Genomic DNA, 14841 nt, shown 5'->3' on the forward strand with positions numbered 1-14841 from the left:
GAACACAAACCAGCAATCGCTAATCCGCTTGAGTTTCTTTAGAACGAAAGACTTCGTCGCCAGCAGCGCCGCCGCCCTCGTTCAGTGAGTGGGCTTATAGAACTAACCCTCCCAAACAGTCAACAGCCAGCCCGAAAGTTTTTTGACATTTTTGTAACAGGCTGATTCGGCTGGCGTTTTTGTCGGTGAACGTTATCCACAAGAGGCTGCCTCGGGGCGGATTCCTGAAAATTTGTTTATCGTCTGGTCAAAAATCCGTCGGAAAGTCGCTTTCAACCGCGGAAAGATAGCGAAAAACAGTGGCTTGCGCGAATTTATGGTTAATGAAGGATTAAGCCGCCTCAATTGGTGAGCTTTAAATTTCCGTCGCAAATCAACGGCGGGCGTTTCGGAACCTATCTCTGTCTGAGGTGTTTTCTCTCCCATTGAAGGAAGGAGACCGACATGGCTGCCAACACCGATGATATTAGAGCATCTGTCAGCAAGGACATCGCCGCACTCCAACAGGAAGTCTCGCGCCTGCAGAAGATGATTTCCGCTCAAGGCGCCGAAGCCTATTACGAAGTGCGCGGCCGCGCCGGCAAGGCTTATGAAGAAGCCCTGCCCCGGGCAAAGAACGCGGTCGCCCAAATCAAGGCTGAAGGCGTCGCTGCCGCCGACGCCGCCCGCGAGCATCCGGCCGCAACGACCACCGCGCTGGCACTTGCAGGCGCCATCGGATTTCTTGCCGGATATCTGCTGTCCGGCAGTCAACAGCCGCAACCTCGGCAATGGTGGCGCTGAGCCCGCCACATCCACGCATCAACCGGTTCTTTTACGCACCCGCCGATCTGTCTTTCGGTCGGGTGCGTAAACGCTTATGTCTTACAAAAACCAATTTTTAATGCCAGCTATGGGAACATAAAAAACGAAGGGAGGACTACCATGGAAAACAAGAGGGCCAACTGCATCATCGAAGTCAGCGTCGACGGCGCCAATGGTCGTCACGCCGTCGGCATCATGAATATGCGCCAGGCACTCGACTTGCCGGAAATGCCAAGCCTATCCTACACACATCCGGACCCGGTCAAGGCCGCCGCCGGTATCGTCGTCAGCCGCAAGGAACTGGCCGGCTTCATGGTCTGCCGCTGAGGCAGTCCGATCCCCAGCAAGCCTCCACGGCGCTTTGCCATTAAGCGCTGAAGCCTTTTTGCGGCATTTATTCATTCCCTCCGTTTTTCTTTGCGTCGCTGGCATCCATGCGCCGTTCATGCCAAGAGAGGGCACGAGGCAAGACAAGGACGTCAGATGAGGGAGCGGCGCCCACCGCATAAGACTCGTGAGCGGACAAAGCCCGCCGATAGCGCTGCAGGTAGACGAGTCACCCTTCCCCGCGCCCTCTCCAAGCTCGGTTATTGCTCCCGAACGCAGGCCGAACGGCTGATTGCCGAAAACCGCGTCGCCGTCGACGGCCGCACCATCACCGATATCGCTGCATGGGTTGATCTTGCAAACGCCCGGATCAGCGTCGACGGCCTCGTGATCGCTGCGGAGGCGAAAATCTATCTGATGCTCAACAAGCCCCGTGGTCTCGTCACGACCCGCCATGATCCTGAAGGCAGGCCGACGGTCTATGATTGTCTCCGGGATTTCGACATACCGCATCTCTCCCCCGTCGGCCGGCTCGACAAGGCAAGCGAGGGGCTGCTGCTGTTCACCAACGACACCGAATTCGCCCAGATCCTGCTCGATCCGATCACCCATGTCACGAAGACCTACCATGTCCAGATCGACGGCGTCATCGACGATGAGGGTATCGCCGCCATGACATCGGGCATCTGCGACGACGGCGAATTGCTGACGGCGACCGCCGCGCGGCGCTTGCGCCAAGGCGACCGGAATTCATGGATCGAGGTCGAGCTTGACGAGGGCCGCAACCGCCAGATTCGCCGCATGCTGGAGGCGCTTGGAACCGAATGTCTGCGCCTCGTGCGCGTTGCGATCGGCGGGCTTGAACTCGGCCAGCTGCCGAAAGGCGCCGTGCGTGCGCTGACCGAAGCGGAATTGCAGTCGCTGCGGCGGAAAACCGGCGTTGAAAGGACAAGACGCAATTGACGGATGGGGCTGGCATGGCGCCGCATGATTTCTGGCAGGAGTTTCATCCGCCCGGCACCTTCGCCGCCACCGGCGAGTTCACCTCCTTTTATGTCGCTGCGCTGGAGGATGGCCGCCAGCTTCGCCTGCCGATCCGCGTGCTGGCGGATGGCGATCACGCCCTCGCCTCGCTGATTGTCAACCAAGCGAGCTTTGCCGTCCTCGATGCGCTCGCCGAAAGCCTCGCCAAAAAGATCAGGCCGATGTCCATCGATGTCGTCGCCGGCCTGCCGACGCTCGGCCTGACACTTGCCGCCGCCGTGGCGCAGAAGCTCGGCCACAACAGGTATGTTCCACTCGGCACCTCGCGCAAATTCTGGTACCGCGACGAGCTCTCCGTTGCCTTGTCCTCGATCACAACGCCGACGCAACAGAAACGGCTCTATATCGACCCGCGCATGCTGCCGCTGCTGACCGGACGGCGCGTCGCTCTGATTGATGACGTCATTTCCAGCGGCGCCTCGATCGCCGCTGGTCTTCACCTGCTGACGGCCTGCGGCATCGAACCCGCCGCCATCGGTGCCGCGATGCTGCAATCGGAGCGCTGGCGCGAAAGCCTTGCGGCCCTCGCGCCGCAATGGATCGAGCGCACAGTCGGCGTTTTCGCAACGCCCATTCTGGAGCGGAACGCAGCGGGCCGGTGGCAGGCTCCGCCAGTGTGATGCGAGATATCAGAATTGTTCAATATTTGCCTGAAGGCATCTCTGTACAGCGCATGAGGAACGATTACAGTCTGCTCGGTCGATGAAACACCGGATCCACGCATGACGTTCGAGCAAGCATCCCTGCTGATCCTTCTGCTGGCGATGCTCGTTCTCTTCTCACTCGATCGCTTCCGCATCGAGGTGGTCTCGATCGCCGGTCTGCTTGCCGGCCATGCACTCGGCCTTTATCCCGCGGATCAGATCTTCACGGGCTTCGCCAGCCCCGTCGTCGTCACAGTCGTCGAGATCCTGCTGATCGTCCAGGTGCTGGCACGCGCCAGGCTCTTCGACGGTCTTGCTGCCCGTTTCGCGGCCGCAGGCCCCTCGGGCTTCCAGGTTATATCAGGCATTTCTTCTCTTACCGGCTTCATCTCCATCTTTATGAACAATATCGGTGCCTTTGCGATCACCCTGCCGGTGGCGCTGCGGCTCGGCACGGCTCTGGCGATCCCCCGTCGCCAACTCGTCATGCCGGTCTCATTCGCAGCACTGCTCGGCGGTCTCGTTTCGCTGATCGGCACACCGGCCAACCTGCTCGTCAGCGATGCGCTCACTAACGCGACCGGCGCGAGCTTTCGCTTTTTCGATTTCGCCTATGTCGGCCTGCCGGTTGCAATCGCCGGCATATTTCTCCTCGCTTTTCGCGTGCAGCGGCTGTTTCCAGATCTCGACGAAGCGCCGGCGACGGCCTCTCCGGCCCGGCGGCGTATCGTCGTCGAGCGTCGCATCCCCGACGGTTCGCCGCTGATCGGCGTGCGGCTTTCCGATTGCCCTCCGCGTTTCGGCATCAAGCCGCATGCGCTGATCCGTGGCGACAATTTCGTCTTCGGACCGCTCGACCAGTCGGTGATCGAAGCCGGCGACGTGCTGCTTGCCGAAGGTGGCGATACGGTCTTTGTCGGCCTTGCCGCCGCGCAGGCGCTGATGGCCGATGCCCATCCGCATAGCCTGCAGCCGGATTTTACCCGTGTCGAAGCCGTCGTCATGCCGGAAAGCACGCTGGTCGGATCGCGGATCCGCTCGCTCGAAATCTTTCACAGTCGCGGCGTTGCGATCACCGCTCTTTCCTTGCGCGCGCCGCGCATTGAGGGCCGCTTCCTCGACCTCCAGCTGTCGATTGGCGATATACTGACGTTAGAGGGCCTGCGCATGGCGATCGCCGAAGCGCTTGAAGAAAGCGAGTGCCTGCCGCTCGCTTCGGCCGCTTCGAGCGAACCGGCCTCGCTTTCCTGGCGGCCCTTCGTGCTCTTTGCCTGCGGCATCGCCGCCTCCGCGGCCGGCTTGCGTCCCGATGTTTCCTTTGCCGGCGTCGTGCTCGTGCTCGCTTTGCTCAATCATCTGAATATCCGCCAGGGGATGGCCGATCTCAACTGGCCGATCATTATCATGCTGGCGGCGATGATCCCGATCGGTCAGGCGGTGGCAACCACCGGGGCGGCCGAAACCATTGCCGGCTGGCTGAGCCTCGCCGTGCCGATCACCCATCCGCTCTTCGGCATTGCTCTCATCCTCTTCCTCGCCATGGCGCTGACGCCCTTCGTCAACAACGCGACGGTCGCAATCGTCCTGGCCCCGATCGCATTGGAATTCGCAAAAGCCGGCAACCATGCGCCGCACGCCTATCTGATCGCTGTCGCCGCCGGCGCCTCGCTCGATTTCCTGACGCCCTTCGGCCATCATAACAATACGTTGGCAATGGGCATTGGCGGCTACCGTTTCAGTGACTTCCTGCGCGCCGGCTGGCCAGTTGCCGTTACAAGTTACGGCCTCGCCTTGATTCTCCTGGCTCTGTTCTGGCTGTGATGCGATAATTGGCGCCACCTTGACTTCCCGGCAATGCCTACAGCACCGCGCGTCTTTCAGACGCGCAAAGGACGCTGTAGCACTTTGAGTGCTGCATAATTCCTTAAATCGATTCCGATTTAAGGAATTATGCAGTAGAGCAGGAAGCCTTCACCCAATCACAAGGACAGTCGAGCGCCGTGCGAATCCTCTCCGAAGCCCATTTCCCGGAACTGCCGAACTATTATCGCGGCAAGGTGCGAGAGAATTACGATCTTCCCGACGGACGTAGGATTATCATCAGCACCGACCGGTTGAGCGCCTTCGACCGCATTCTCACCTGCATTCCCTATAAGGGCCAGGTGCTGACGCAGACGGCGCGCTACTGGTTCGAGGCGACAAGGGATATCTGCCGGAACCACGTTCTCGACTATCCCGATGCGAATGTCGTCATCGGCACGCGGCTCGACATCCTGCCGGTCGAGATCGTCGTGCGCGGTTATCTCGCCGGCACCACCGGCACCTCGATCCTGACACTCTATAAGAAGGGTGAGCGCGAGATGTACGGCATGCGCCTGCCAGACGGCATGCGCGACAACCAGATCCTGCCCGAACCCGTCATCACCCCGACCAGCAAGGAATTCGATGGCGGCCATGACGAACCGCTGACCCCTGACGAAATCGTCACGCGTGGCCTTCTGACCAAGGAGCAGTGGCAGATCCTGTCGCGATACGCGCTCGCGCTTTTTGCCCGCGGCCAGGAGATGGCCGCGAAACGCGGCCTGATTCTGGTCGACACCAAATATGAATTCGGCACCGATGACGACGGCAATATCATCCTCGCCGACGAGATCCACACACCCGACAGCAGCCGCTACTGGCTTGCCGAAAGCTATCCGGCAAGCTTCGCCGCCGGAAAACGTCCGGAAAGTTTCGACAAGGATTTCGTCCGCGCCTGGGTGGCAGAGCGCTGCGACCCTTATAAGGACGACATTCCGGAAATCCCCAACGAACTGATCGAGCAGACCTCGGCCGTCTATATCAAGGCGTATGAGGCGATCACCGGCCAGCGCTTTGTGCCCGATGATAATGGCGAGACGCCGCTGGCCCGTGTCCGAAAGAACCTCGCCCCCTACTTCCTCTGAGAGGGCGGCGCGAAAGCCGCCGGTCAATCATCGACTTGCTGCATTTCGTGCAATCGCGCTAACATCAGCCGAAAGAAGGATCGGGCTCGCCCGGCGGGGGACGGATGGCAAGAAGGCCGAGACGCAAGGCCGAGGAAACGCGGAAAGACATTCTCTCCATGGCGGAGATGCTGTTTCGCGAGCGTGGCTATGTCGCGGTGTCGATTGCCGACATCGCCGGCGCGCTCCACATGTCGCCGGCCAATGTCTTCAAGCATTTCCGGTCCAAGGTCGCGCTGATCGATGCGATCGCCGGGCGCCATCTCGACAATGCGACCGAGCGTTTTGCAGCCTTCGACCAGGACCTGCCGCCGAAGGAGCAACTGCTTCGCTTCGTCCTTCGCCTCCTCGAAGGCCATCTGCAGGACATCCAGAAGAACCCTTACATCTTCGAAATGGTGCTTTCGACAATCGAGGCCAAACTCGAGGCCGGCAACCGTTATCGCGCCCGTATCGAAGAAAAGCTCGGTGAGATCATCGGCGAGGGAATGGCGGAGGGACGTTATCATTGCCGCGATCCCGAGAGCGCGGCACGCACCGTCGCAGACGTGCTGGCCTGCGTGCTGCACCCTTTCCTGATCGCCCGCGACGACAAGGAAACACTCGTGCGCCGTGCCGAGCACATCGTAAGCTTCGTCGATGCCGCACTGCAAAATAACGCTTGCTAAGTGACGATCGCTGACTTACGTCACTTCGTAAAGCCTTTGTTAAATTCGGTTAATGGCATTTGAATGCCGAACCAATCCTGACGCTTATACAAGCCTGCGCTCGGCCGAGCCGCGGCCATGGATTGAACGGCAACTGCCACCGCACAGGGAATTCAGAATGATACGGCGTGCCCTCCTCATCTCCTCGGCGCTGGCGTTCGGCGCATTGCTCGCAGCCTGCAGCGATAACGCCAGCAAGTCCGCCGGCAATGCATCCGCCGGCGCGGCCCAGCAGGCCGCGCCCGTCGGGGTGATCACGCTGAAAAAGGCGAGTTTCCCGATCACCACGATCCTTCCCGGCCGCGCCGAAACCTTCCAGACGGCCGATATCCGGCCGCAGGTAAGCGGGCTCATCCGCGAGATCGCCTTCAAGGAAGGCGGCGAGATCAAGAAGGGCGACCTTCTCTACCAGATCGAGGATGCGCCCTATATCGCCGCCGTCGAGCAAGCCAAGGCAGCAATCTCCAAAGCCGAAGCGAGTGTGCCGAGCGCTGAAAGCAATCTCGACCGCTACCAGCGCCTCGTCGGCAGTGGCGCCACCCAGATCGAATTCGAAACGGCCAAGACGACGCTGCTTCAGGCCAAGGCCGAAGTCGAGTCGGCAAAGGCAGCTCTGTCCGCCGCACAGATCGATCTCGATCACACCAGGATCATCGCGCCCTTCGACGGCGTCAGCGACCAGACGGCCTATAATGTCGGCAACGTCGTTTCAGCCAATCAGACGACGGCGCTGACGACGATCCGCCAACTTGATCCGATCTATATCTCGCTGACGGAATCGAGCACCAACCTGCTGAAGCTGCGCGATGCGATGGCCGCCGGCGACATCAAGGGCGCAGCCAATGTCGTCTTCCACCTGATCCTCGAAGACGGCAAGGAATACAATCAGCAGGGCAAGCTCGACATGTCGAAGCAGGTCGTCAGTGAGACCACCGGCACCTTCATTATCCGCGTGCTCTTTCCCAATCCCGACCGTATCGTGCTGCCCGGCATGTATGTCCGGGCAACCGTCGAACTCGGCGCCGAGGCGGGGTATGCCTTGCCGCAACTGGCAACGAGCCGTGATGCCAACGGCCGTTTGACGGCACAGTTCGTTTCCGCCGATGGCAAGGTCGAAACCCGCGCTTTCGAGAACAGCTCACCCTCCAACAATTCCTGGCTCGTGACCGAAGGCATCAAGGACGGCGATCAGCTGATCGTCAGCGGCCTGCAATCGATCACCTCAGGCATGCCGGTGAAGCCGGTTCCGATGAAGATCACCGACAACGGCGTGGTCGTGGCTGCCGAGCAGCCCGCGGCCGGTGACGCACAGAAGCCCGCAGCGAAGTAATCGCTTCGAGCCCCTACGTCACCGTCTCAGCCGCACAGGAACAACCGATGGCCAAGTTTTTCATCCGACGTCCGATTTTCGCCTGGGTCATTGCGATCACCATCATGCTCGCCGGCCTGCTGGCGATCTCCACCCTGTCGATCTCGCAATATCCCGACATCGCGCCGACGACGGTCCGTATCAATGCCACCTATCGGGGTGCGAGTGCTGAGACGGTCGAGAAATCGGTGACAACGATCATCGAGGACGGGATGACCGGCCTCGACGATCTCACCTATATGACATCCACCTCGTCGACGGGTTCGGCCAGCATCCAGTTGACCTTCGGGACAAGCGCCGACCCTGATATCGCCCAGGTACAGGTGCAGAACAAGCTGCAGCTGGTTCAGTCGAAGCTTCCGAGCGACGTCATCGATGCCGGCATCAGCGTCACCCGCTCGACCTCCAGCATTCTTCTCGTCGGCTCGCTCGTTTCCACCGACGGCAAGCGCAATTCGGTCGACCTCGGCAACATCGTGTCGACCTCGATCGAGGACCAGATCCAGCGTTTGGAAGGCGTCGGCAGCATCAATGTCTTCGGCTCGGGATACGCCATGCGCGTCTGGCTCGACCCCTTCAAGCTGCTGAAATACCAGTTGACGCCGAGCGACGTCACCGCCGCCATCCAGGCGCAGAACACCCAGGTGTCGGTCGGTTCGCTCGGTGCCCAGCCGGCAATCCCCGGCCAGCAGATCAACGTTACCATCACTGCGCAAAGTCAGCTGACCACCGTCGCCGATTTTGAGCACATTATTCTGAAGGTCGAAAAGGATGGCGCGACGGTGCGCCTGAGCGATGTCTCGCGCATCGAAATCGGCCAGGAAAGCTACGGCGGCAATTCGCGTTACAACGGCCAGCCCTCGACCGGTTTTGCCGTCAACCTGGCGATCGGCGCCAACGCCATCGATACCGCCGCCCGCGTGCGCTCTGCGCTCGCTGTCATCGGCCGCGGCCTGCCCGCCGGGGTGGAAATCACCTATCCCTACGACACGACGCCCTTTGTCGAGCTGTCGATCGAAAAGGTGGTGCACACGCTGATCGAGGCGATCGTGCTCGTTTTCGTGGTCCTTCTCATCTTCCTGCAGAACCTGCGGGCGACGCTGATCCCAACGATTGCCGTTCCCGTCGTCCTGCTCGGCACCTTCGGGGTGCTGGCGGTCACCGGCTATTCGATCAATACGTTGACGATGTTTGCCATGGTGCTGGCGATCGGCCTTCTCGTCGACGACGCCATCGTCGTCGTCGAAAACGTCGAACGCATCATGTCCGAAGAGAAGCTTTCGCCGCTCGAGGCGACGGAAAAGTCGATGGGCGAGATCACCGGCGCCATCGTCGGCATCGCCCTCGTCCTCACCGCCGTCTTCATTCCCATGGCCTTCTTCGGCGGCTCGACCGGCATCATCTATCGTCAGTTCTCGATCACCATCGTCTCGGCCATGCTGCTGTCGGCGCTCGTCGCCCTCGTGCTGACGCCCGCCCTTTGCGCCACGATGCTGAAGCCGGTCGGCGAACACAGGAAACACCGTGTCGGCGATTGGTTCAACCGCAACTTCACGCGCTCGACCAACGGCTATGTCAGCACCATCGGCTATCTCCTGAAACGGCCGATCCGCGTCATGCTGGTCTTCCTGCTCGTCGGCGCCGGCTGCGCCTATCTCTTCACCCGCCTGCCGAGCTCGTTCTTGCCGCAGGAAGACCAGGGCGTTTTGCTGACCATCGTCACCACGCCGCCGGGCTCGACCACCCAGCAGACCCAGGCGGTTGTCGAGAAGGTCGAGAAGTACTATCGGGAAAATGAGAAGGATGCGGTCGAATCGGTGTTCGGCGCGCTCGGCTTCGGCTTTAACGGCTCCGGCCAGAACAGCGCCATCGTCTTCACCAAGCTCAAGGATTTCTCGCAGCGTACCGATCCGGGGCTGAGCGCCCAGTCGGTCGTCAACCGTGCGCTTGGCAGTTTCTTCAAGATCCGCGAGGCGCAGGTTTTCGCGCTTCTGCCGCCGGCGATCCAGGGCCTCGGCGTGTCGAGCGGCTTCTCCATGTATCTCGTCGATACCGGCGGCCACGGCAATGATGCCCTGACAGCCGCCTCCAAGCGGCTGATCCAGATGGGCAACACGTCGGGCAAGATCGTCGCGCTTCGCAGCAGCAACAAGGAAGTCGAGCCGCAGATGCGAATCGTGCTCGATCAGGAAAAGATCGGCGCCATGGGCGTCGATATCGCCTCGGTCAATTCGATGCTGTCGATCATCTTCACCGGCCGCGACGTCAACGATTTCACCCTGAACGGCGAGATCAAGCCCGTCTACGTTGAGGGCGATGCGCCCTTCCGCATGCAGCCGGATGATCTCGACCATTGGTACGCCCGCAACAATGGCGGCGAAATGGTGCCGTTCTCCGCCTTTACCCGGACGGAGTGGGTGAAAGGTGCGCCCTCGCTTGCCCGCTTCAACGCCGTCAGCGCCATTCCGCTCGACGGAGCTTCCGCACCTGGGATTTCCTCCGGCGATGCGATGAACGAAATGGAAGCGCTGACCCAACAGCTTGGCGGCGGTTATACGGTCGCCTGGCAGGGCATCTCCTATCAGGAGCGGCTTTCCGGTTCGCAGGCGCCGATGCTCTATGCAATCTCCGTTCTCGTCGTCTTCCTCTGCCTTGCAGCGCTCTACGAAAGCTGGTCAATCCCCTTCTCGGTGATCATGGCGGTGCCTGTCGGTATTCTCGGGGCGCTGACGGCAGCAACCTTGTTCGGTCAGGCCAACGACGTCTATTTCAAGGTCGGCCTGCTTACAACCATCGGGCTGGCGGCAAAAAACGCGATCCTGATCGTCGAGTTCGCCAAGGATCGCATGGAAAGTGGCATGGGTCTCTACGAAGCGACGCTGGAAGCGGCGAGATTGCGCCTGCGGCCGATCATCATGACCTCGCTTGCCTTCATTCTCGGCGTCGTGCCGCTGGCGATTGCGACAGGCGCGGGTTCGGCGGCACAAAACGCCATCGGCATCGGCGTTCTCGGCGGCATGCTGGCGGCGACGATGCTCGGAATCTTCTTCGTACCGTCCTTCTTCGTCGTCATTCGACGCATCTTTGCCACACGCGGCAAAAATGCGGCAGGACTGTGATATAAATGCACTGTGATAATGCTGTTCTCGTTGCTACATTGCGGCCGACTGCTTCGGCATGGTGTTTTTGACAGGGCGAGGCGCAGCGGGCGTTAGTGAAGCATGAAGCTTCCGACAAGAATTGACTTGCTCGAGTACAGGATGAAATGAATGGTATCTCTTCGTTTTGCCACACCGGCATTATTGTTATTGTTGTCGGGCTGCGTTGTTGGCCCGGATCATGTTCCTCCTGAGATGCCACTGCCCGCCAAATTCGGAGAGGGCAGCACCAAGAGCGACGGCGATGTCACCACCGTAGCTTGGTGGAATGCCTTCAACGACCGCAAGCTGAACGGCTATGTCCAGAGCGGCCTCGACCAGAACCTGTCAATCCAGCAGGCGATCGAACGCATCAATGCGGCTTCCGCCAACGTCACCGTAGCAGGAGCCGGCGGCCTGCCGAACCTGACGGTCGGCGCCTCGCACACGGTCAGCGGCCAGAGGGGCGAGCTGCGCACGCAGTTCGACACACGCAACACCAGCGGCGGCGAAGCACAGCTGACCTGGCTGCTCGATATCTTCGGCCTCTACAAGCGCAGCACGGAAGGCGCTCTTGCTTCGCTCGATGCCGCTTACGCATCCGCGGATGTTGCCAAGCTCACTCTCGTGCAGGACATGGTCTCGAGTTATATCGACGTCCGCTATTACCAGCAGCGTCTGGCGCTTTCCAAGGCCAACCTCAAGTCTCGCCAGGAGACCTACGAGCTCACCAAATTCCAGCTTGAAGCTGGTGCCGCCTCGCGTCTCGACGTCGTCCAGGCTGAAGGCTTGGTACAGTCGACGCTCGCCGAAATTCCCGGGCTCGAAACCAATATCCGCATTTCCGCCCACCACATCGCAACGTTGCTCGGCCTGCCTGCTTCGGCTCTCGTCGACGAGCTGCTAAAGGGGGCCGGTCAGCCGGTGTTCCGCGGCAGCATCACCTCCGGCATCCCGGCGGACCTGATCCGCAACCGGCCTGATATCCGCGTTGCAGAACGTGACCTCGCTGCTGCAACCGCCAATATCGGTGTTGCCCAGGCGCAGCTTTATCCGAGCATCTCGCTCAGCGGCTCGATTTCGCCGGCCTATATCAATCAGCGCGGCATCCATGGCGGCCTGACGCCTTGGTCCTTCGGCCCGACCCTCAATCTGCCGATCCTCGATGGTGGCCGCCTGCGCGCCAACGTCAAATCGGCACAGTCGGATGCTGCTACGGCCTACCTCAACTGGAAATCGACCGTGCTGACTGCGATCGAACAGGTCGAGAATGCGCTTGCGGCCGTCCGGCGTGACGCCCGCACGGTCTCGGCACTCCAGGCTCAGGTAAAGACCACGCAGGAGACACTCGAACTGTCGACAGCATCCTACAAGGACGGCGCTTCGTCGCTGCTCGACGTTCTCGACGCCCAGCGCCAGGTTTCACTTGCCCAAGCAAGCCTTGCCGCAGCCGTCCAACAGATGGCCAAGGACTATGTCTCGCTGAACGTCGCGGTCGGCGGCGGCTTTGCCCCCGGCGGCAAGACGACCGTAGCCAACACCACCGTCGTGATGAAGCCCTCCAAGACCTGATCGGCCGCCTTGTGCTGTCCGACATACAGAGCCCCGCGATCGTCTCGCGGGGCTTTTTTCATGTCGACCGAATTTTGTATCCGGATAACTCACATAAGATGAATTGGGAATCGACAAGCGAAAAGAGCTGAGGTAAAGCTTGATTAAACGATTAATCAAGAGCATCGTCGATCATGGCTTCATCGCGTTCGGGACCGAACCTCAGCAGGATAGCGACGTCGCTCGGCGTCTCCGTCGCTACGGTCTCCAATGCGTTATCAGGCAAGGGTCGGGTATCCGGTCAACTGGTTGAAAGGATCCGCGAGCATGCGGCCGAACTCGGTTATGTCCCGAGCCAGGCCGGGCGGGCGTTACGGACCGGCCGCAGCGGCGTTCTCGGCCTGGTGCTGCCCGATATCGCCAATCCGCTGTTCCCAAAGATTGCCCAAGCGATCGAATTCGCCGCTTCCGCCGCCGGTTACGGCGTGCTGATCGCCGATTCCCGCGGCGATGTCGCCACCCAGACCGAGGCGATCAATCGGCTGGTCGAGCGCGGCGTCGACGGCATGGTCATCATCCCCCGCCGCGCCACTCGCATTTCCGCCGTCGCCTGTCCGATCGCCGTTATCGACACCGCCTCGACGCCAGGCAATACGGTTGCCGCCGACCACTGGCAGGGCGGGTGCGAAATCGCCAATCATCTCGCCAGCCTCGGCCATCGCCGCATCTTGATCATCGGCAACAATCAGGAATCCAACGTGCAGAATGACCGCGCCGGCGGCATCCGCTCCGGCATGCGCGCGGGCATGCATTCGGAAACACTGTGGATCGAGAGACTGGAGCAGGAAAGCGGCAGTGGCTGCCCGCTCGGTCTCGCCGAAAAAGTCAGGCAGGGGTTCACCGCCTTCGCAGCCCTCTCCGACCTGCAGGCGCTTCGCGCACTGACGGAGCTGCAGCAGGCCGGCGTCAACATTCCGGCCGATGTCAGCGTCACCGGCTTCGACGACCTCATCTGGTCGCCGGTCGTCACGCCGTCGCTGACGACGGTTCGTATGGACATGGACGCTATTGCCGGCATTGCCGTGTCGGCACTGGTGGATACCATAAGAGCGAGCGGCATCCGGCAGGGCATGCTGGTCACCGCCGAGATCGATCGCGTCGCCATGCAGCTGATCGTCCGCCAATCATCCGGGCCTGCGCACCCAGCACCAAAAACCTCAGAGATGGAGAACACGTAAGATGAAAAAAGCTCTCATTGCCTCGGCAGCGCTCGCCGCCCTGTCTCCGCTTGGAGCGGCCGCAGCCGATCGCACGCTGACCATTTCCGTCTATGCCTTTGCACAGGACGATTTCAGGACGCTGGTCTACGATCCCTTCGAGGCACAATGCGGCTGCAAGCTGGTGGTCGAGACCGGCAACAGCGTCGAGCGTCTGGCCAAGCTGGAAGCCAACAAGGCCAATTCCGTCATAGATCTCGCCGCCGTTTCCATGGCCGATGCGCTGGCCGCCTCGCGCGCCGGCCTGATCGACAAGATCGACACCGCCAAGCTCCCCAGCTTCGGCAAACTTTACGACGTCGCCAAGGACCCGAATGGCGACGGCATGAGCGTCGGTTATACCTTCTATGCCACCTCGATCGCCTATCGGTCCGATAAGATGAAGATCGATTCCTGGACCGACCTCTTGAAGCCGGAATATGTCGGGCACGTCGCCTTTCCGAACGTGACCACCAATCAGGGCCCCCCGGCGCTCTACATGCTGGGCTTGGCGCTTGGAAAGGATACGCCCGATCTGAAGGGACCGATCGAGGCGCTGGGCGAAAAGAAGGACGAGATCGTCACCTTCTATGAAAAATCCTCGCAACTGGTGCAGCTGATGCAACAGGAGGAGATCTGGGCAGCGCCGATCGGCCGTTTCTCCTGGGCCGGCTTCACCAAGCTCGACGTGCCGGTGGCCTGGGCAACGCCAAAGGAGGGCCAGACCGGCGGCATGAATGTGCTGGTGCTGACTAAGGGTTCGAAGAACCAGGATCTCGCTTTGGAGTTCATGGATTTTTGGCTCTCGACCGACATCCAGACCAAGCTCGCCGAAAAGCTAATCGACAGCCCCGCCAATCGCGAGGTCAAGCTTTCCGAGGCAGCGGCCAACAACCTCACCTACGGCGAGGAAACAGCCAGGAGCCTTAAGCTGATCCCCTCCGCCGTCGCTCTCGACAACCGTGCCGGCTGGCTGAAGACATGGAACGAAAAGGTCGGCCAGTAAGGCTTGCCCGAG

General features: G+C 60.8%; 12 protein-coding genes. All 12 read left to right on the forward strand.

Annotated features, from left to right (window positions below; translation table 11 throughout):
- The first annotated feature begins 444 nt into the window (after positions 1-444).
- The 12 genes from GR197_RS07145 to GR197_RS07200 all read left to right on the forward strand — a co-directional run bounded on the left by GR197_RS07145 (position 445) and on the right by GR197_RS07200 (position 14829).
- Positions 445-783: a hypothetical protein gene (locus GR197_RS07145; protein WP_164007994.1), complete on the forward strand. Its 339-nt coding sequence runs from the start codon at positions 445-447 to the stop codon at positions 781-783.
- A gap of 141 nt (positions 784-924) precedes the next feature.
- Positions 925-1131, forward strand: a complete 207-nt coding sequence (locus tag GR197_RS07150) for a hypothetical protein (protein WP_007631295.1) — start codon at positions 925-927, stop codon at positions 1129-1131.
- Between the two features lie 156 nt (positions 1132-1287).
- Positions 1288-2094, forward strand: coding sequence for a pseudouridine synthase (locus tag GR197_RS07155; RefSeq protein WP_164007996.1), 807 nt, complete (start codon positions 1288-1290; stop codon positions 2092-2094).
- A 14-nt stretch (positions 2095-2108) separates the two neighbouring features.
- Complete coding sequence (locus GR197_RS07160) at positions 2109-2795, forward strand: phosphoribosyltransferase (RefSeq protein ID WP_164008559.1); 687 nt, start codon at positions 2109-2111, stop codon at positions 2793-2795.
- Between the two features lie 102 nt (positions 2796-2897).
- On the forward strand, positions 2898-4640 hold the full coding sequence (locus GR197_RS07165; RefSeq protein WP_164007997.1) for an SLC13 family permease: 1743 nt from the start codon (positions 2898-2900) through the stop codon (positions 4638-4640).
- A gap of 179 nt (positions 4641-4819) precedes the next feature.
- The gene (locus GR197_RS07170; protein WP_164007999.1) at positions 4820-5764 is read left to right on the forward strand and encodes a phosphoribosylaminoimidazolesuccinocarboxamide synthase; all 945 of its coding nucleotides are present in this window, start codon (positions 4820-4822) and stop codon (positions 5762-5764) included.
- 104 nt (positions 5765-5868) lie between these two features.
- Entirely contained in the window at positions 5869-6471 is a 603-nt protein-coding gene (locus tag GR197_RS07175; RefSeq protein WP_164008001.1) for a TetR family transcriptional regulator, read from the forward strand.
- 157 nt (positions 6472-6628) lie between these two features.
- Positions 6629-7840, forward strand: a complete 1212-nt coding sequence (locus GR197_RS07180) for an efflux RND transporter periplasmic adaptor subunit (RefSeq protein WP_164008003.1) — start codon at positions 6629-6631, stop codon at positions 7838-7840.
- Positions 7841-7887: 47 nt separating this feature from the next.
- Positions 7888-10998 (forward strand): efflux RND transporter permease subunit, encoded by a 3111-nt coding sequence (locus GR197_RS07185; protein ID WP_164008004.1) that lies wholly within the window; start codon positions 7888-7890, stop codon positions 10996-10998.
- Between the two features lie 150 nt (positions 10999-11148).
- The gene (locus tag GR197_RS07190; protein ID WP_164008005.1) at positions 11149-12588 is read left to right on the forward strand and encodes an efflux transporter outer membrane subunit; all 1440 of its coding nucleotides are present in this window, start codon (positions 11149-11151) and stop codon (positions 12586-12588) included.
- 173 nt (positions 12589-12761) lie between these two features.
- Positions 12762-13805: a LacI family DNA-binding transcriptional regulator gene (locus tag GR197_RS07195; RefSeq protein ID WP_164008006.1), complete on the forward strand. Its 1044-nt coding sequence runs from the start codon at positions 12762-12764 to the stop codon at positions 13803-13805.
- A 1-nt stretch (position 13806) separates the two neighbouring features.
- Positions 13807-14829 (forward strand): ABC transporter substrate-binding protein, encoded by a 1023-nt coding sequence (locus GR197_RS07200; protein ID WP_164008007.1) that lies wholly within the window; start codon positions 13807-13809, stop codon positions 14827-14829.
- The last annotated feature ends 12 nt before the right edge of the window (positions 14830-14841 follow it).

Origin of the sequence: Rhizobium phaseoli (genome assembly GCF_010668805.1) — a bacterium.
GTDB lineage: Bacteria > Pseudomonadota > Alphaproteobacteria > Rhizobiales > Rhizobiaceae > Rhizobium > Rhizobium phaseoli_A.

Excerpts from the sequence above, each read along its gene's own strand:
- GR197_RS07145 (WP_164007994.1), top strand. The coding sequence starts at position 445 with ATGGCTGCCAACACCGATGATATTAGAGCATCTGTCAGCAAGGACATC.
- GR197_RS07150 (WP_007631295.1), top strand. The coding sequence starts at position 925 with ATGGAAAACAAGAGGGCCAACTGCATCATCGAAGTCAGCGTCGACGGC.
- GR197_RS07155 (WP_164007996.1), top strand. The coding sequence starts at position 1,288 with ATGAGGGAGCGGCGCCCACCGCATAAGACTCGTGAGCGGACAAAGCCC.
- GR197_RS07160 (WP_164008559.1), top strand. The coding sequence starts at position 2,109 with ATGGCGCCGCATGATTTCTGGCAGGAGTTTCATCCGCCCGGCACCTTC.
- GR197_RS07165 (WP_164007997.1), top strand. The coding sequence starts at position 2,898 with ATGACGTTCGAGCAAGCATCCCTGCTGATCCTTCTGCTGGCGATGCTC.
- GR197_RS07175 (WP_164008001.1), top strand. The coding sequence starts at position 5,869 with ATGGCAAGAAGGCCGAGACGCAAGGCCGAGGAAACGCGGAAAGACATT.
- GR197_RS07180 (WP_164008003.1), top strand. The coding sequence starts at position 6,629 with ATGATACGGCGTGCCCTCCTCATCTCCTCGGCGCTGGCGTTCGGCGCA.
- GR197_RS07185 (WP_164008004.1), top strand. The coding sequence starts at position 7,888 with ATGGCCAAGTTTTTCATCCGACGTCCGATTTTCGCCTGGGTCATTGCG.
- GR197_RS07190 (WP_164008005.1), top strand. The coding sequence starts at position 11,149 with ATGGTATCTCTTCGTTTTGCCACACCGGCATTATTGTTATTGTTGTCG.
- GR197_RS07195 (WP_164008006.1), top strand. The coding sequence starts at position 12,762 with ATGGCTTCATCGCGTTCGGGACCGAACCTCAGCAGGATAGCGACGTCG.
- GR197_RS07200 (WP_164008007.1), top strand. The coding sequence starts at position 13,807 with ATGAAAAAAGCTCTCATTGCCTCGGCAGCGCTCGCCGCCCTGTCTCCG.